The sequence below is a fragment of the Anoxybacillus dikiliensis genome, from assembly GCF_050613275.1.
Taxonomy (GTDB): domain Bacteria; phylum Bacillota; class Bacilli; order Bacillales; family Anoxybacillaceae; genus Anoxybacillus.
Genome location: NZ_CP187112.1, coordinates 459,205 through 475,024 on the forward strand (window position 1 = coordinate 459,205; position 15,820 = coordinate 475,024).

The 15,820-nt window shown below is 43.2% G+C and carries 19 protein-coding genes and 1 riboswitch; of the genes, 14 read left to right on the plus strand and 5 right to left on the minus strand.

Features of this window, described 5'->3' with window-relative positions; all coding sequences use genetic code 11:
* Positions 1-75: 75 nt before the first annotated feature.
* Positions 76-1,260 carry a class I SAM-dependent rRNA methyltransferase gene (locus ACPF7I_RS02540; RefSeq protein ID WP_430745028.1) on the minus strand — a complete coding sequence of 395 codons (1,185 nt, stop codon included), beginning with the start codon at positions 1,258-1,260 and terminating at the stop codon, positions 76-78.
* A 133-nt stretch (positions 1,261-1,393) separates the two neighbouring features.
* Positions 1,394-1,501, plus strand: a riboswitch (TPP riboswitch).
* Between the two features lie 90 nt (positions 1,502-1,591).
* Here ACPF7I_RS02540 and tenA point away from each other — a divergent pair.
* The 11 genes from tenA to ACPF7I_RS02595 all read left to right on the plus strand — a co-directional run bounded on the left by tenA (position 1,592) and on the right by ACPF7I_RS02595 (position 11,130).
* Positions 1,592-2,287 carry a thiaminase II gene (tenA, locus tag ACPF7I_RS02545; protein WP_430745027.1) on the plus strand — a complete coding sequence of 232 codons (696 nt, stop codon included), beginning with the start codon at positions 1,592-1,594 and terminating at the stop codon, positions 2,285-2,287.
* The gene (locus ACPF7I_RS02550) at positions 2,262-2,852 is read left to right on the plus strand and encodes an ECF transporter S component (protein WP_430745026.1); all 591 of its coding nucleotides are present in this window, start codon (positions 2,262-2,264) and stop codon (positions 2,850-2,852) included. Before tenA ends, ACPF7I_RS02550 begins: the two co-directional genes overlap by 26 nt.
* A gap of 3 nt (positions 2,853-2,855) precedes the next feature.
* A complete protein-coding gene (locus tag ACPF7I_RS02555) occupies positions 2,856-4,304 on the plus strand; it encodes an ABC transporter ATP-binding protein (RefSeq protein ID WP_430745024.1) in 1,449 nt (482 codons plus the stop codon).
* On the plus strand, positions 4,304-5,098 hold the full coding sequence (locus tag ACPF7I_RS02560) for an energy-coupling factor transporter transmembrane component T family protein (RefSeq protein WP_430745997.1): 795 nt from the start codon (positions 4,304-4,306) through the stop codon (positions 5,096-5,098). Before ACPF7I_RS02555 ends, ACPF7I_RS02560 begins: the two co-directional genes overlap by 1 nt.
* Before the next feature lies 1 nt (position 5,099).
* On the plus strand, positions 5,100-5,714 hold the full coding sequence (gene tenI / locus ACPF7I_RS02565; RefSeq protein ID WP_430745022.1) for a thiazole tautomerase TenI: 615 nt from the start codon (positions 5,100-5,102) through the stop codon (positions 5,712-5,714).
* Positions 5,702-6,823: a glycine oxidase ThiO gene (thiO, locus tag ACPF7I_RS02570; RefSeq protein WP_430745020.1), complete on the plus strand. Its 1,122-nt coding sequence runs from the start codon at positions 5,702-5,704 to the stop codon at positions 6,821-6,823. Before tenI ends, thiO begins: the two co-directional genes overlap by 13 nt.
* A complete protein-coding gene (thiS, locus tag ACPF7I_RS02575; protein WP_430745019.1) occupies positions 6,807-7,010 on the plus strand; it encodes a sulfur carrier protein ThiS in 204 nt (67 codons plus the stop codon). The genes thiO and thiS overlap by 17 nt, the downstream gene beginning before the upstream one ends.
* A gap of 1 nt (position 7,011) precedes the next feature.
* Positions 7,012-7,779, plus strand: a complete 768-nt coding sequence (locus ACPF7I_RS02580) for a thiazole synthase (protein WP_430745017.1) — start codon at positions 7,012-7,014, stop codon at positions 7,777-7,779.
* On the plus strand, positions 7,779-8,795 hold the full coding sequence (locus ACPF7I_RS02585) for a MoeB/ThiF family adenylyltransferase (protein ID WP_430745015.1): 1,017 nt from the start codon (positions 7,779-7,781) through the stop codon (positions 8,793-8,795). The genes ACPF7I_RS02580 and ACPF7I_RS02585 overlap by 1 nt, the downstream gene beginning before the upstream one ends.
* Before the next feature lie 4 nt (positions 8,796-8,799).
* A complete protein-coding gene (thiD, locus tag ACPF7I_RS02590; RefSeq protein ID WP_430745014.1) occupies positions 8,800-9,588 on the plus strand; it encodes a bifunctional hydroxymethylpyrimidine kinase/phosphomethylpyrimidine kinase in 789 nt (262 codons plus the stop codon).
* A 276-nt stretch (positions 9,589-9,864) separates the two neighbouring features.
* Positions 9,865-11,130 carry a hemolysin family protein gene (locus ACPF7I_RS02595; protein ID WP_430745012.1) on the plus strand — a complete coding sequence of 422 codons (1,266 nt, stop codon included), beginning with the start codon at positions 9,865-9,867 and terminating at the stop codon, positions 11,128-11,130.
* Positions 11,131-11,204: 74 nt separating this feature from the next.
* On the opposite strand, the gene ACPF7I_RS02600 is transcribed toward ACPF7I_RS02595, so the two are convergent.
* Complete coding sequence (locus ACPF7I_RS02600) at positions 11,205-11,405, minus strand: alpha/beta-type small acid-soluble spore protein (protein ID WP_003395655.1); 201 nt, start codon at positions 11,403-11,405, stop codon at positions 11,205-11,207.
* 225 nt (positions 11,406-11,630) lie between these two features.
* Between ACPF7I_RS02600 and ACPF7I_RS02605 the strand changes: the two genes are divergently transcribed.
* On the plus strand, positions 11,631-11,873 hold the full coding sequence (locus ACPF7I_RS02605) for a hypothetical protein (RefSeq protein ID WP_430745009.1): 243 nt from the start codon (positions 11,631-11,633) through the stop codon (positions 11,871-11,873).
* Between the two features lie 31 nt (positions 11,874-11,904).
* Here ACPF7I_RS02605 and ACPF7I_RS02610 read toward each other — a convergent pair whose 3' ends face one another.
* From ACPF7I_RS02610 to ACPF7I_RS02620, 3 genes are all read right to left on the minus strand, one after another.
* Positions 11,905-13,017 carry an ABC transporter ATP-binding protein gene (locus ACPF7I_RS02610; RefSeq protein WP_430745008.1) on the minus strand — a complete coding sequence of 371 codons (1,113 nt, stop codon included), beginning with the start codon at positions 13,015-13,017 and terminating at the stop codon, positions 11,905-11,907.
* A 111-nt stretch (positions 13,018-13,128) separates the two neighbouring features.
* Positions 13,129-14,010, minus strand: a complete 882-nt coding sequence (locus ACPF7I_RS02615; protein ID WP_430745007.1) for a PucR family transcriptional regulator — start codon at positions 14,008-14,010, stop codon at positions 13,129-13,131.
* A 68-nt stretch (positions 14,011-14,078) separates the two neighbouring features.
* Positions 14,079-14,228: a hypothetical protein gene (locus ACPF7I_RS02620; RefSeq protein WP_430745006.1), complete on the minus strand. Its 150-nt coding sequence runs from the start codon at positions 14,226-14,228 to the stop codon at positions 14,079-14,081.
* Positions 14,229-14,322: 94 nt separating this feature from the next.
* Between ACPF7I_RS02620 and ACPF7I_RS02625 the strand changes: the two genes are divergently transcribed.
* Positions 14,323-14,619, plus strand: a complete 297-nt coding sequence (locus tag ACPF7I_RS02625; RefSeq protein ID WP_430745004.1) for a hypothetical protein — start codon at positions 14,323-14,325, stop codon at positions 14,617-14,619.
* Positions 14,620-14,659: 40 nt separating this feature from the next.
* Positions 14,660-15,769 carry a DUF445 domain-containing protein gene (locus ACPF7I_RS02630; protein ID WP_430745002.1) on the plus strand — a complete coding sequence of 370 codons (1,110 nt, stop codon included), beginning with the start codon at positions 14,660-14,662 and terminating at the stop codon, positions 15,767-15,769.
* Positions 15,770-15,820: the final 51 nt, after the last annotated feature.

The following is a 15,820-nucleotide window of genomic DNA, read 5'->3' on the forward strand; positions in this document are numbered from 1 at the left end:
TATACACCATCTTGTTGTCGTGTGTGCGCAACAATTTTGTCTATTTTCAAACAGGTTGGCATCGGCCAACCTGCTTTATTTGCGTGAATGTACTTCGTAAATGGCAAACTTCAAATAGTCCCCTTCGTCTGCGGCAAGCAGTTTCGGATGATCATATCCTGCGCCGCTCCAATGAATTTGACGTAAAATTTTCTTTGCATCAAACGCAGCTTCTGCGATCATCGCCTGGAACATATCGGGATGCACATGATACGAACAACTTGCTGTGACGAAAAAACCGCCGTCTTTGACGAGTTTTAAGCCGTTTAAATTAATATCTTTATAACCGGCGAGCGCTTTTGGTACCGCATGAGCAGATTTCGCAAACGCTGGTGGGTCAATAATGACGACATCCCATTTTTTCCCCTTTTGTACGCACTCTCTTAAATAATCAAACGCGTTCGCAACGACGAAATCGACGTTTGTAAATCCGTTTAGCTCAGCGTTTCTTTTTGCCGTTTCAATCGCATGTTCAGAAATGTCGACAGCGGTCACATGTTTTGCTCCATATAAGCAGGCATTTAACATAAATGAGCCTGTATGTGTAAAGCAATCGAGCACGGTCGATTCGCTCGTGATGAGCGGCTTGATCGCGGCTCGATTTTGGCGCTGATCGAAGAAAAATCCTGTTTTTTGTCCATTTTCAATATCGACAATGTATTTGACGCCATTTTCCTCAATTTGTACGTTTGTGTCGCACGTGCCGTACCAAAATCCTTTTTCTTGTTTCAGCCCCTCTAGTTCGCGCACGTGGACGTCATTGCGCAAATAAATAGCTTTCGGCTGAAAGACGTCAAGAAGCGCTTGTAAAATCCATTCTTTTCGTTTTTCCATGCCGAGCGATAAAATTTGGACAACGAGCACATCTTCGTACTTATCGACGATGAGACCAGGTAAAAAATCTGCTTCACCATAAACGGCGCGGCATGAACGAACGCCTGGAATCATGCGTTCGCGATACGCCCACGCTTGACGAATACGGTTCATAAAAAATTGTGAATTTAATTCATCATTTGGATTTTGTGTTAACACGCGCACGATCATTTGTGATTTCGGATTGATATACCCTTTCGCTAAAAAATGACGTTGATGGTTATATACGTTGACGAAATCACCCGGCTCAAATTCTCCCTCAATATAGTCAACCTCGCTTTGAAACACCCACGGATGTCCAAGCTCAAGCCGCTTTTTTCGCTTTCTTTTTAAAAATACATTTGCCATGTTTCCCACTCCTGACTATATATTCGCTACTTTAGCATACAGGAAGAAAACGATGTACGCAAATGATGGATAAAAAATATTTGACAATTGAGTGAAATATGCTAATATTAGTGACAAAGTCAATCACGCAAATGCATTCCACTAGGGGGGCCTTTAGATAGGCTGAGATCAAAGTGTGCCTTTGAGACCCTTAGAACCTGATCTGGATCATACCAGCGTAGGGAAGTGGAAACGGTGCGAAGTGTGTCTTTATGTCAATTTCCATCGTTTATTAACCACTTTCTTTGCGCAAAGAAAGTGGTTTTTTTATTTTTCATAAGGGGGAGAGGACATGTTGTTTTCAGAACAATTGCGCAAAGCTGTCGATCCGATTTGGGAAGCGAGCTTTCATCATCCGTTTGTGAAGGAGTTAGGGGAAGGGACGCTCGATTTACGTTGTTTTCGTTATTATGTATTACAAGATTCCTATTATTTGACACACTTTGCAAAAGTGCAAGCGCTTGGCGGGGCGATGGCTGACGATTTACAAACGACGGCAAGCATGGCGAATCATGCGCAAAACACATATGAAGCTGAGCTTCGTTTGCATGAGACGTTTATGAAAGAGCTCGGCATTACAGAAGAAGAAAAGGCGTTGTTTGTTCCGTCACCAACCGCTTATGCCTACACGTCGCACATGTACCGAGCAGCATTTGCGGGACACTTTGGCGATGTATTGGCAGCCATTTTGCCGTGCTATTGGTTGTATTACGAAATCGGGGAGAGATTGAAGCATTGCAAACCGAATCATCCAATTTATGCGAAATGGATTGAAGCGTACGGCTCCGATTGGTTTAGACAGCTTGTCGAACAACAAATTGCGCGCTTAAACGACATAGCGAAAACAGTAAGTGAAAAAGAGTTGGAGCGAATGAAGCAACACTTTTGGATCAGCAGTCAATATGAATATTTATTTTGGGAAATGGCGTACAAATTAGAACGTTGGCCAATGGAAGAGGAGGATGTTTATGCAAACGAAAAGGCTTAAATTAACAGATGTATTAACGACCGTTGTTGTAGCGATTGTGTTTGGAATTGTGTATAAAGTGTGGGGACCGCTTTACTATGCGGTTAAACCGCTTGGGCTTCATCTCGATCAGCTTATTTATGGCATGTGGTTTATTGCTGCGACAGTGGCATATTTGTTGATTCGTAAGCCAGGAGTGGCGTTGCTTGCGGAAGTCGCTGCCGCCTCAGGGGAGTTTTTAGCGGGATCTGAGTGGGGACTAGAAGTGTTATTTTACGGTTTTGTGCAAGGATTGCTCGCTGAGCTTGTTTTCGCCGCTTTCCGTTATAAACGTTTCGACGTGGCGGTTGTGTCGCTTGCTGCCATCGGTTCAACCATCGCTTCGTTAGTGCTTGATTTTTACAAAGGTTATATCGATCAATTAGCATGGTGGAATTTAACGTTATTCATCGGTGCACGCTTTGTTGGAGCGATCGTGATTTCTGGATTGTTTGCTTATTCCCTTGTGAAAGCACTTGAAAAAACAGGTGTGACGCAACTGTTGCGCCCGACGACAAAAGAAGATTACGACTCGCTTGATAAATAGAAGGTGACATCGTTGATACACATTGAACAATTGCGGTTAAAGTTTCCGGGGGCGGAAAAACGGTTATTTACCGATGTATCGCTTTCGATTAAAAAAGGAGAAAAAGTGTTGCTTTTAGGTCCATCAGGGTGTGGCAAATCGACATTATTACAAGTAATGGCAGGCATTATTCCACGCTCGATCGATGTGCCGATGAAAGCAAAAGCGCTTCATATTCCAAAGCAAGTCGGCTATGTGTTTCAAGATCCGGACGCGCAGTTTTGCATGCCATACGTCGATGAAGAAATTGCGTTTGTCCTTGAAAATCTCGGTGTGCCACGTGCGGAGATGAAAGAAAAAATCGAGCGCGTTCTTCAACGCGTACGCCTTTGCCTTCCGCACGTTCATGTGCCGATTCAAACGTTATCGGGAGGAATGAAACAGCGGTTAGCGATTGCCTCTGTCTTGGCGCTTGACCCGGATGTGTTATTTTTAGATGAACCGACAGCGCTTCTCGATGAAGAAGGAACAAAAGCAGTATGGGAAACGTTAAAAGAAGTGGCAGAAGATCGAACGGTTGTCATCGTTGAGCATAAAATTGATCACATTCTCGATTTTGTTGAGCGCATCGTTTTATTTAACGAATGTGGTGAAATGATTGCTGATGGCCCAACGAATCATATATTTTCGATGTATCGTTCGTTTATCGCCGAACAAGGCATTTGGTACCCGGGGGTGTGGGAGGCGTATGAAAAGCCAAAAACCGCGCAACAACCGTATGAAGAGGGAGATGTTCTTTTACATGTGCCATCGCTTCGTGGCTTTCGGCAAAAAGAAGAGAAAATTGCAGTCAATCATTTGACGATTTATGCGGGAGAATGGATTGCAGTTACAGGTGAAAACGGCGCAGGAAAAAGCACGTTGCTACAAAGCTTCATGAAGTTAATTCAAACAGAAGGCGATATGTATTGGCAAGGAGAGGTAGTAAAAAATGATGAGGTGTTATACGACAACATCGCTTTTGTGTTTCAAAATCCGGAATTTCAATTTGTCACACATCGCGTCGATGATGAGTTGGCATACAGCTTGCGGCTTGAGAAACGAAAAGAACGAGAGATTGCAGAAAAGGTAGAGCAGTTGCTTGCTCGCTTTCACTTAGCTGATCAGAGACATTTACATCCGTATCAATTGTCGATGGGGCAAAAAAGGCGGCTAAGCGTTGCGGCGTCGGTGGCAGAGCGCCATCGCTTATTGTTGCTTGATGAACCGACGTTCGGACAAGATGCGAAAAATACGTTTGCGTTGCTCGAATGGCTTGAAGCGTATCGGCAACAAGGAAAAGCCATTGTCATGGTGACGCACGATGAGCGCATTGTTTCTCAATTTGCGACGAGACGATGGATTGTTGAAAACGGAAAGCTTGTCGCTGATGAAACGATCGTCCCTCGGACGCTTGTGCGAGGTGGGATATGATGAGATGGAGCATCGAACATAAAGAGACGTGGTTGCATGAAACGAACCCAACCGTAAAATTATTGTTATTTTTGCCGATGTTTGTTGTCATCGTTTTTGTTCACAACCCGAACGTGCTCATCAACTGGACAATTGGCTTTACGGCGTTATTTATGTTGTTTAGCGGTTATCGAATGAAGCATATGCTTTTGTTTTTCGTTCCGTTTTTCTTTATTTTCATTTCTACGTCGTCGTCGATGATTTTGTTTGGAAAGGGAGAGACGACGTGGTTTCGTTTCGGGCTCATTCATGTGACGGAAGAAAGTTTTTATCGCGGTGTTCATCTCGGATTTCGTACGCTTTTGTTTGCGATTTTTGGATTAATGTTTGCGCTTACGACAAAGCCGGTGTTTTTATTTTATTCACTTATGCAACAAGCGAAATTGAAACCGAAATATGCGTATAGTTTTTTAGCAGCCATTCGTTTGCTACCGATCATGCTGGAAGAATTTCAAACGGTGCATCAAGCGTTAAAAGTGCGCCGAGCCGCCAAGGCGAAAGGGTTTCGCGGGAAGCTTGAACTCATCAAACGATATGCTATTCCGCTTTTATCACAAAGCATTCGCCGCGCCCAGCGCATTGCGGTAGCGATGGAGACAAAAGGATTTACTAATGAACGAGCGAGAACGTTTTATTATGAACTGACGATTGGAAAATATGACGTGTACTTATTTGCTGTCATATGCATGATTGTTGCGATGGGGTATTACGTTGCCGATGTGTTTCCGTATGTTCCGATAAAGGATGTGCGTTAAGATGAAAGAGCTTCACCTCATCTCAACAGGAAAACAGTCAATTGAAACGTTTGTTCATATTTCATCGCTCGTACATTCATACGCCCACTTTATTCATATTCGTGAAAAACATCGTTCGGCAAAAGAGATTGGCATGATTGTGGAAAAGCTACTGGAAGCAAATGTCCCAGCTCAAAAAATAATCGTCAATGATCGGGTGGACGTCGCTGTCGTTTATGGCGTTGGCGGCGTTCAGCTCGCCCATCATAGTTTGCCACCCAAACGAATAAAAGAAAAGTTTCCTTTTTTGCGCGTCGGTTGCTCGGTGCATACGTTTGAAGAAGCGAAACAGGCGGAAAAAGAAGGGGCGGACTACGTCATTTTCGGACATATATACGAAACGAATTGTAAAGAAGGACGAAAGCCGCGCGGGCTTTCATCGTTGCGTCAGTTGACAAGCCACGTACGCATTCCTGTCGTTGCTATTGGAGGCATTAAACCTTTCCATATTCGTGATGTGTTCATGACGGAAGCGAAAGGAATAGCGGTTATGTCGACGGTGTTTGAGGCGGATGACCCGCTACATACGGTGCAATTATATTGGGAACAAATGGGGGCGAATACATGGACGTTTTAATTGTTGGGGGAGGCATTATCGGCAGTAGTATCGCTTTTGAGTTAGCGAAAAGGGGAGCATCAGTCGTCGTCATTGAACGAGGAGAGTTAGCACAAGAAGCATCGTCGGCAGCAGCCGGCATGCTCGGTGCGCACTCCGAGTTTTCGGCGGACCATCCGCTCATTCTGCTTGCTTTGGCGAGCCAAGCGGCATTTCCAGCCGTTATTGCCGAATTGCGAGAGTTAACAAATATAGAAGTCGGATGGAATGAAGCGGGGATGTTAAAGCTGGCGACGACATCGGAGGAGTACGAAAAATTAACGGAACATTATGAATTTTGGAGGCGCATACAACCGCAGCACGTTCGCTGGTTAACTCCTGAAGAAGTGACGGACATCGAACGAAACGTGCGAAATGAATATGGTGCAATGTATACGATCGATCAACAAGTGGACGCGAAACAGCTCTCGCTTGCTTTTGCTCATGGAGCGATGGCGAAAGGGGCACGTTTTTTACCATATACGGAAGCGTACGATTTTATTTTCGATGATGGGCGTGTAGTCGGAGTAAAAACGGCGAGCGGAACGTTATATGCAAAACAAATCATCATCGCATGCGGGGCATGGACCCCGATGCTCGCAGAAAAGCTGCAATTGCCGTTACATATGTATCCTGTTAAAGGGGAGTGTGTCGCTGTAACGACAGAAAAACGGCTTTTACGAGCGACCGTATTTGCAAAAAACGGCTGCTATATTGTGCCGAAAGCGAACAATCGCCTTGTCATCGGCGCTAGCGCGATTGTCCATTCGTTTACGAAAACGGTGCAAACATGTAGCGTACATGAATTGTTAGCGCGTGCGATGCAAATCGTTCCGGCTATCGCTCATTCTGCATTTGAAAAAGCGTGGGCAGGCATTCGTCCCCAAACGAAAGACGGTATGCCTTATATCGGAGCGCATCCACAATATGAAAACGTATTTGTTGTGACAGGACACTATCGAAACGGCATTTTGCTAAGCGCCATCACCGGTCGATGCGTCAGCGATATGCTAGAAGGCAAAGAAGTTCCATTTGATATGACTCCGTTTTCGCTCACAAGAAAGGGGGGGAAGCATGCGTTGCATCATTAACGGTGAGATGATTGAACTACCTCATCATGTGCGTACCGTTGCCGAGCTGTTGCGCCATTTTCATATTCATGAAAAGATTGCGATTGTCGAAATCAATATGGACATCGTTCCAAAAGACAAGTATGATCAAAAACCCATTGCGGACGGTGATCGCATTGAAATTGTTCATTTTGTAGGGGGAGGATAATATGTTACAAATCGGTCCGTACACATTTCAATCTCGTTTGTTGCTCGGTACAGGGAAGTATCCGAACATCGACATTCAAAAAGAAGCTGTGGAGGCATCGGGGGCAGAAATTTTAACGTTTGCGGTGCGCCGAATGAACATTTTTGAACCGAATCAACCGAATTTTTTAGAAAAAATCGATGTGACGAAATATAAGTTGCTGCCGAACACAGCGGGGGCAAAAACGGCCGAGGAAGCGGTGCGCATCGCCCGATTAGCGAAAGCATCAGGGCTTTGTGATATGGTGAAAGTGGAAGTGATCGGATGCGATCAAACGTTATTACCTGATCCGATCGAGACGTTGAAAGCAACGGAAATGTTATTAGAAGAAGGATTTATCGTTTTACCTTACACGTCAGATGACGTCGTATTAGCGAAACGACTGCAACAGCTCGGTTGCCATGCGATTATGCCGGGGGCATCACCGATCGGTTCAGGACAAGGAATTATTAACCCGTTAAATATTCAATTCATTATTGAACAAGCAACTGTTCCCGTAATTATTGATGCAGGCATCGGCGGTCCAGCGGATGCGGCATTGGCCATGGAATTAGGTGCGGATGGAGTATTGTTAAATACAGCTGTGGCCTCTGCGAAAGATCCAGTAAAAATGGCGAAAGCGATGAAGCTTGCGATTGAGGCAGGAAGACTTGGGTATGAGGCGGGACGCATTCCGAAAAAGAAATATGCAACAGCGAGTAGTCCAAGTGAAGGGATGAGCATCGTCTAATGGATCGCTATTCACGTCAAAAATTGTTTGCGCCAATTGGAGAAAGAGGACAACAACATATTCGTGAAAAACATGTGCTCGTTATTGGTGCGGGAGCGCTTGGAGCGGCAAATGCGGAGTCGCTAGTGCGGGCAGGAATTGGGAAAATAACAATCATTGATCGGGATTATGTCGAATGGAGCAATTTACAACGCCAACAGCTATATACGGAAGAAGATGCAACAAATCGATTGCCGAAAGCCGTTGCTGCTGCTATGCATTTGCGAGAAATAAATCGCGATGTAGTCATTGAACCGATTGTAGCTGATGCGGACGCTCCCTTGCTTGAACATGTTGTTGCACGTGAACGTCCGCACGTCATTATTGATAGTACAGATAATTTCGATGTGCGTATGATCATTAACGATGTTTCGCAAAAGTATGATGTGCCGTGGATTTATGGGGCGTGTGTAGGAAGTTACGGTTTAAGTTATGTCATCGTTCCGAATGAAACGCCATGTTTACGTTGTTTACTTGAAGAAGTGCCGCTTGGTAGCGCTACATGTGATACCGCTGGAATCATTAGTCCAGTCGTTCATATGGTCGTTGCACATCAAACGGCTGAGGCGTTAAAAATATGCGTACATGCTCAAGTGAATCAGAAACTCGTTTCATTTGATATATGGCACGGACAATATCGCATGATCGATGTGCATAAGTTAAAAAAAGACGATTGTCCGTCGTGTAGTGAAAAACGAACGTATCCAGCCCTTCAATATGAAAATGAGACGAAATTTGCCGTGTTGTGTGGGCGTGAAACCGTGCAAATTCGTCCTGCTTATCGAGGAGAGCGACATTTGACAACGCTTATTTCATTTTTAAAACGACATGGAATTCAAGTGGAACAAAACGACTATTTATTTTCGTTTACGGTCGATTCGCATCGCTTTGTTATTTTTTCCGATGGGCGTGTATTGATTCATGGCACAAATGACGTTCAAGAAGCGAAGCGGCTATATTATCAATATTTGGGGTGAAAACATGGTATATAAAGCGTTGACGATTGCTGGTTCAGATAGTGGCGGGGGAGCGGGTATTCAAGCCGATGTAAAAACGTTTCATCAATTACATGTGTTTGGCATGTCAGCAATTACCGCGGTTACTGCGCAAAATACGCTTGGTGTACAAGGGGTATATCCGCTTCCTGTTGAAGCGATTGAAAAGCAAATCGATTCGATTGCCGTCGATTTGCCTCCAGATGCAATAAAAACGGGAATGTTATTTAGTGAAGAAATTATTGAATGTGTTGCTTATAAAATGAAGCAACATCGGTGGATGCGAGTAGTCGTCGATCCGGTGATGATCGCGAAAGGCGGCGCCCCGTTGTTGAAGCAAGAAGCGATTGAAGCGCTCAAACGTCACATGTTGCCGCTTGCTTATGTGTTAACACCGAACATTCCAGAAGCGGAAGTGTTAACAAATATGCGAATTGGCACATTGGAACAACGAAAAGAAGCAGCGAAAAAACTTCATGACATGGGTGTGCGATATGTCGTCATGAAAGGTGGACATGGGGAAGAAAATGAACTTGTCGATCTTTTATACGATGGGGAACAATTTTATGAGTGGAGAAGTAAACGTGTTCATACGAAACATACGCACGGTACAGGGTGTACGTTTGCTGCCGCCATTACAGCACAACTTGCAAAAGGAAAAACGATATATGAGGCAGTAGATGTGGCGAAACGATTTATTCAAGCGGCGATTGAACAAACGCTGCACATTGGCGGTGGACATGGACCGACAAACCATTGGGCATTTCATGAATAAAAAATGTTCACATCATTGACAAACACATTCGTTCCTACCATTGTTAAAATGAAAATGGGGAATATATTGATGGAGGGGACGAACGAGTGGAAGAACTTTCAATTACACTAAATATTACGTACGTATTGCTTTTAACGTTTTTTATCGGTACAACGCTAATCGAGTCATAAGAACGGCTGTGCATATGTACAGTCGTTTTCTTTTTCAGTTAAATTTGGTATGATGAACATATATATATTGATAACCAATACTTTTTATTAGGAGTGTGAATATTCATTGGGAGATTTGCCTCTGAGTTTAATGTTTTTACTCATTGCTTTAATTTTATTATCGGCCTTTTTTTCAGCTTCAGAAACAGCGTTTTCGAGCGTCAATAAAATTCGTTTGAAAAACTATGTGGACGAAAAGCGGCGTGGAAGCAAAAAGGCATTGTATATTGCAGAAAACTTCGACAAAGCCCTCTCTACCATCTTAGTCGGGAATAATATCGTGAACATTGCCGCAGCGTCCATCTCCGCCAAAGTGGCGACAGATTTGTTTGGCGGCAACACAGGTCTTGTGATTAGCACGGTTGGTATGACCATTTTAATTTTAATTTTTGGTGAAGTATTGCCGAAGTCATTGGCGAAAGAGCATGCGGAGTCGTTTTCACTTCTTATTTCCGATGTACTATATATGCTTATTCAACTATTTACTCCCGTTACAGCATTGCTTGTCATGTTGAAAAAACTTGTATCGAAATTCGTTGGCCATCAAGCAGATACTCCTTCTGTCACAGAAGAAGAAATTAAGGTGATGGTGAATTTAAGTGAAGAAGAAGGGGTAATTGATAATAAAGAGAAAGAGCTCGTTCATCGCTCGCTCGATTTTAACGACATTTTAGTTGGTGAAATTTTCACGCCGCGCATTGACATGGTGGCGGTAGAAGTGAACCAACCAATTGAAGAAATTCGTGATATTTTTTTGCATGAACGATATTCACGCGTGCCGGTATATGAAGGAGATATTGATAACGTCATCGGCATTTTGTCGGAAAGCGACTTTTTTAGTCAACTCGTCCAAGGGAAAGAAGTCAACGTTCGCGAGTTGTTGCGTACGCCGCTATTTGTTGTTGAATCGATGCGCATCTCCACATTGTTGCCTGAATTGCAAAAAAGTAAAGTACATATGGCGATCGTTATCGATGAGTTTGGTGGAACGTCGGGATTAATTACGCTAGAAGATATTTTAGAACAAATTGTTGGGGAAATATGGGATGAACACGATGAAGCGGTAAAAACGTTCCAAAAAATTAACGATTACGAATATGAATTTAATGCCGAATTACCGCTTGATGAGTTTTGTGACATTTTAGGAATGGATGAATTAGAAAGTTCCTCTCACACGCTCGGAGGGTGGGTGTTTGAAATGTTTGAACGCATCCCCACCGTTGGGGAATCGTTTGAATACGAATCATTAACCGTCACCGTTCGCCAAGTGGAAAACCGCCGTATTCGCAAAGTGCTCGTTCGCATTCGCGAGCCGATTGTGGAAAATGTGTAAAAAAGGAGCGAACCGCTCCTTTCTAAACATCTTGAAAACCCCCAAGCGAAATGCTTGGGGGTTTTTCAGCCATGTTATTTAGTTGTGTAAGATCCGCCTAATTGCTGTTGCGCCATTGCAACAAGACGTTTTGTAATTTCGCCACCAACTGAACCGTTTGCGCGTGAAGTTGCATCTGGTCCAAGGTTTACACCAAATTCTTGAGCAATTTCATATTTCATTTGATCAATTGCTTGTTGTGCACCGTATACTAATAATTGATTTGTGTTTGCCATGTTCAATCATCTCCTCGTTACAAGTTTTTATGGTTGGGTTAGCTGGATTTGCACCAGCAATGCGTGATGATTTTCACGCTGCCAAGCTTGGCTTAACCCATCGAATGTTGTTTGCCTGTTTGTACTACTATTTTGGGGAAAAAACATTTTATTATTCTTTTTTTTGTGTGGTAATTTTTTGTGCAGTGGGAAAGATAATGGAAAATCACGAAACGAGGGATGAATATGCACATTTGTCCGTTATGCAACGGTTTGCGTACAATCGTTTTTTATTGTGATCAATGTGGAGAAAAATTAAAAGACGAAGGAAAATTAACGGATTATTTTGATGATTATAGTCCGTATATGGATGCAGATATGATGAAAATGGTTGATGGATATGCCCATACGAGGAAACAACACGTCTGCGTTCATTTGTTTCATTGTCATTATTGCGGTGACGATGTTGTTCGTTTTATTCAAGAGTAACAAAGCCCGCTCAAACGAACGGGCTCTGTTATTACTTCTCACTATTTGAACGAATGCGTAATTCTGTGTTGACATCGAAGAAATGCGCTTTATTCATATCTAACGCAAGGTCGATCGTTTGACCTGCTTTTACGTCTGTGCGCGCATCGACACGTGCAACAAATTCTTGGCCGTTAATTTGTGAGTATATCATAATTTCTGCACCGAGCAATTCAGCCACTTCAACATGCGCGCGTACTTTTGTGTTTTGTGACGCTTCAAGAAATACTGGCTCGTCATGGAAGTCTTCTGGACGAATACCTAAGATGACTTCTTTGCCGACGTAACCTTGGTCACGAAGTACTTTCATTTTTCCTTCTGGCACCGCGATCTTCACATCGCCGATGACGAACACGCCGTCTTGAAGCACACCGCGCAAAAAGTTCATTGCTGGTGAGCCGATAAATCCACCAACGAAAATGTTTTCCGGTTTTTCATATACTTCTTTTGGTGTTCCAACTTGTTGGATGACGCCGTCTTTCATCACGACAAGGCGCGTGGCCATCGTCATCGCTTCCGTTTGGTCGTGCGTAACGTAAATCGTCGTTGTTCCTAAACGTTGATGAAGTTTTGCAATTTCAGCACGCATTTGTACACGCAATTTAGCATCTAAGTTTGAAAGCGGCTCGTCCATTAAAAATACTTTCGCATCGCGCACAATTGCACGTCCTAATGCTACGCGCTGACGCTGACCGCCTGATAATGCTTTCGGTTTACGATCCAAATATTGCTCGAGACCGAGAATGCGTGCTGCTTCACGAACGCGACGGTCGATTTCATCTTTCGGGAACTTGCGCAATTTCAATCCGAATGCCATGTTATCGTATACGCTCATATGTGGATAAAGGGCATAGTTTTGGAATACCATCGCGATGTCACGATCTTTTGGCGCAACATCATTCATTCGTTTCCCATCAATGTAAAAATCGCCTTTTGAAATTTCTTCAAGACCTGCGATCATTCGAAGCGTCGTTGATTTTCCGCAACCTGATGGACCGACGAAAACGATAAATTCTTTATCTTGAATGTGCAAGTTGAAGTCTTTTACAGCAGTAACGTTGTTGTCATAAATTTTATACACATGTTCTAAACGAAGCTCAGCCATGTATATGCCTCCTCATGTAATCGATTTCATTTGACTTAAGCATATATAAAAACGAACGAACGGTAAATGGACATCGTGCACAAAAAAAGAAAACGTTTTCGGGCAATGTGCCTAGTGCCGTTCATAAAGTAAAATGGCTAAATACACGGTTAGTGCCCCTTTAAACTGCTTTATATCAATCCCGGTTTTTTCGATGAGTTTATCAATGCGGTATTGTAAGCTGTTGCGGTGCATATGAAGCTTTTTTGCCGCAAGAGAGACGTTTAAATTGCATTCAAAAAACGTCTTCATTGTTTTCATCATATCAGCATCTTGCTTGATCGCTTGTAAAAACGTCGTCGCATACGTGATGTCGTCATTGTTGATGAGCAAAAGAGGGAAGACGTCTTCGATGCAGTAGACGCGTTGCTCAGGCTTATGCTTTATGCCGATTTGAAAATACCGTTTTTCTGCAGCGAATATGTGCACAAGTTCAATAGCATGTGGGCACTTTTGTCCAATATATGCCCGCAATTGAATGTAAAAATCACTACATAACGTATCAATTAGTTCAGGCAAAGTAGAAGCGACGCTTTCTTCTTGTTGTTCAATGACGATAAAGTGTTGTTCTGTTTCTGAAATCATCGTCACGTCATAAGGGAAAAGCGATTGAATGGCTTCCATAAAATCATGTGCATCAACGGTTCCTTTTTGTATGTAAAAATAAATGAAACGTGTATGTGCCGAGCAAGGTAATTGTTCAAATGTTTGTGTATCGTTTTGAATTAAAAAACGATACCATGCTCGTTGTTGTTCGCTCATCCAAGCAGGCATAGGTTGATGAGATGTAAATAGGGTTGCTAAAAGTTCCCGTTCTTTCACGGTGAGCGCTTCTTTTTTTATGCCAAACAGCTCACCTTGTTCTGTGGCAAACCATTCATATTCCTCTCGGTTGCTCACATGCCCGTGTTCAATAAGCGCTCCTTGATAATACGCTCGTAATTTTTCTAACATGTATGCCCATTCCTTTCGTCTCCCATCACGATCATTATACAAAAAGCGGCGAGAAAATGCTCGCCGCTTTATTTCACTTCATGTGGCGGTTGTTCCGTTTGAACATCGCGCGCTTCTTCAATATTTGTTGCGTGATAGCACGAATATACGTATCCTCCGGCCATACCTTCGTTAATCATTCGGTCAATATCCCATTCATAATTATCGCGTTCTTTCATGATCCATGCCCCCTTATTCGTTATTTTGTATAAATGAAACAAAAGTATGCATTGTTCACTTGTTGTCCACATATATTCATGACGAGAGGTGAAAATGATGATTGTTCAGTTTTTACACGCATTAACGAATTACGATTTAGATCAAGAGGAAGAAGCACTCGTTCGTTATTTATATGTGCTGCATATGGGAAAAGAATGGGATGGAAAACAGGAAGAAACAAAAGATGGATGGCGTAGGCAGTTCGAGAAAATGAATATATACAAAGAAGCGTGGCTTGCGTCTGAACATGCGACAGAACGAGAACTGTTTCGCATCTTGTTATGTAAAAGTTTAAAACAGTTGCACAAACAATTATCACACGTTTGCACTCATAACGGACAAGCCCTATAATGAATGGTTAGAACAGCTTATGGACAGAAGGGAGATCATTATGGGGCTTTTTCTTTATTTACTGTTTATGATCGCGGTTGGCGCATTGATCGGAGGGGTGACGAATTCACTTGCGATTAAAATGCTTTTTCGTCCGTATCGCCCAATGTATATCGCAGGAAAAAGACTCCCGTTTACCCCCGGACTTATTCCGAAGCGGCGGGAAGAGTTAGCGGAACAACTTGGGCGTATGGTCGTTGAACATTTATTAACAGCGGACGGACTGCGTCGGAAGCTAAACGATGAAGCGTTTGTTCGTGATATGACAAACTATGTGCAAGAAGAAATCGAACGTTGGCTACAATCGGATCGGACGGTTGCCGATTGGCTTGAGCGATTCGGTGTTAAGCATCCTGAGCAAATCGCTGAAATGTGGATTGAAACAAAATATAAAACGATGATGTCACAATATAGTGAACAATCGCTTTATCGCATCATTCCAAGCGAGCTATTACAAAAAATTGATCATGCCATTCCTTTCATCGCCGATCGTTTACTGTTTCGTTTGCGGACGTATGTAGAGAGCGAGCAAGGAGAGCGGCAAATTGAACAAATGATTAATGAATTTTTACAAAGCCGCGGCATGTTTGGGAATATGATTCAAATGTTCCTTGGCAACGTCAGCTTAGCGGACAAAATTCGCCCGGAAATCGTGAAATTTTTACAAAGTGACGGGGCAAAACAATTGCTTGTGCAACTATTTACAAACGAATGGGAAAAAGTGAAAGCGATACATGTGCAAGACGTGGAGCAAATGATCGGTCATGAAAAAGTCGTCTTATGGATCAAACGACTGACAGCAGCGATCGTGCAAGAGCCGCTCCAACAGCCGCTCGGTCCGCTCGTCGCTTCTCATGTGCGCGCTTCATTGCCGACATTCGTTCGTTTTCTTTTACAATTCGCTTCTCAGCGCATTGAACAATGGATGAAGCGGCTTCATTTGCAAGACATCGTTCGGGAAGAAGTGGCATCGTTTTCTGTGGAACGGCTAGAGGAAATGATTTTAACAATTTCGCGCCGTGAGTTTAAAATGATTACGTATTTAGGGGCTTTGTTAGGTGGAGTCATCGGACTCATTCAAGGTTGCATAACATTTTTCATTCAACTGTAGACATACACCGACCGCTCCGCTCATATCGTAAAAAGAGAGGGAAAAGGAGAG

Excerpts from the sequence above, each read along its gene's own strand:
- ACPF7I_RS02540 (WP_430745028.1), bottom strand. The coding sequence starts at position 1,260 with ATGGCAAATGTATTTTTAAAAAGAAAGCGAAAAAAGCGGCTTGAGCTT.
- tenA (WP_430745027.1), top strand. The coding sequence starts at position 1,592 with ATGTTGTTTTCAGAACAATTGCGCAAAGCTGTCGATCCGATTTGGGAA.
- ACPF7I_RS02550 (WP_430745026.1), top strand. The coding sequence starts at position 2,262 with ATGTTTATGCAAACGAAAAGGCTTAAATTAACAGATGTATTAACGACC.
- ACPF7I_RS02560 (WP_430745997.1), top strand. The coding sequence starts at position 4,304 with ATGAGATGGAGCATCGAACATAAAGAGACGTGGTTGCATGAAACGAAC.
- tenI (WP_430745022.1), top strand. The coding sequence starts at position 5,100 with ATGAAAGAGCTTCACCTCATCTCAACAGGAAAACAGTCAATTGAAACG.
- thiO (WP_430745020.1), top strand. The coding sequence starts at position 5,702 with ATGGACGTTTTAATTGTTGGGGGAGGCATTATCGGCAGTAGTATCGCT.
- thiS (WP_430745019.1), top strand. The coding sequence starts at position 6,807 with ATGCGTTGCATCATTAACGGTGAGATGATTGAACTACCTCATCATGTG.
- ACPF7I_RS02580 (WP_430745017.1), top strand. The coding sequence starts at position 7,012 with ATGTTACAAATCGGTCCGTACACATTTCAATCTCGTTTGTTGCTCGGT.
- ACPF7I_RS02585 (WP_430745015.1), top strand. The coding sequence starts at position 7,779 with ATGGATCGCTATTCACGTCAAAAATTGTTTGCGCCAATTGGAGAAAGA.
- thiD (WP_430745014.1), top strand. The coding sequence starts at position 8,800 with ATGGTATATAAAGCGTTGACGATTGCTGGTTCAGATAGTGGCGGGGGA.
- ACPF7I_RS02600 (WP_003395655.1), bottom strand. The coding sequence starts at position 11,405 with ATGGCAAACACAAATCAATTATTAGTATACGGTGCACAACAAGCAATT.
- ACPF7I_RS02605 (WP_430745009.1), top strand. The coding sequence starts at position 11,631 with ATGCACATTTGTCCGTTATGCAACGGTTTGCGTACAATCGTTTTTTAT.
- ACPF7I_RS02610 (WP_430745008.1), bottom strand. The coding sequence starts at position 13,017 with ATGGCTGAGCTTCGTTTAGAACATGTGTATAAAATTTATGACAACAAC.
- ACPF7I_RS02615 (WP_430745007.1), bottom strand. The coding sequence starts at position 14,010 with ATGTTAGAAAAATTACGAGCGTATTATCAAGGAGCGCTTATTGAACAC.
- ACPF7I_RS02620 (WP_430745006.1), bottom strand. The coding sequence starts at position 14,228 with ATGAAAGAACGCGATAATTATGAATGGGATATTGACCGAATGATTAAC.
- ACPF7I_RS02625 (WP_430745004.1), top strand. The coding sequence starts at position 14,323 with ATGATGATTGTTCAGTTTTTACACGCATTAACGAATTACGATTTAGAT.
- ACPF7I_RS02630 (WP_430745002.1), top strand. The coding sequence starts at position 14,660 with ATGGGGCTTTTTCTTTATTTACTGTTTATGATCGCGGTTGGCGCATTG.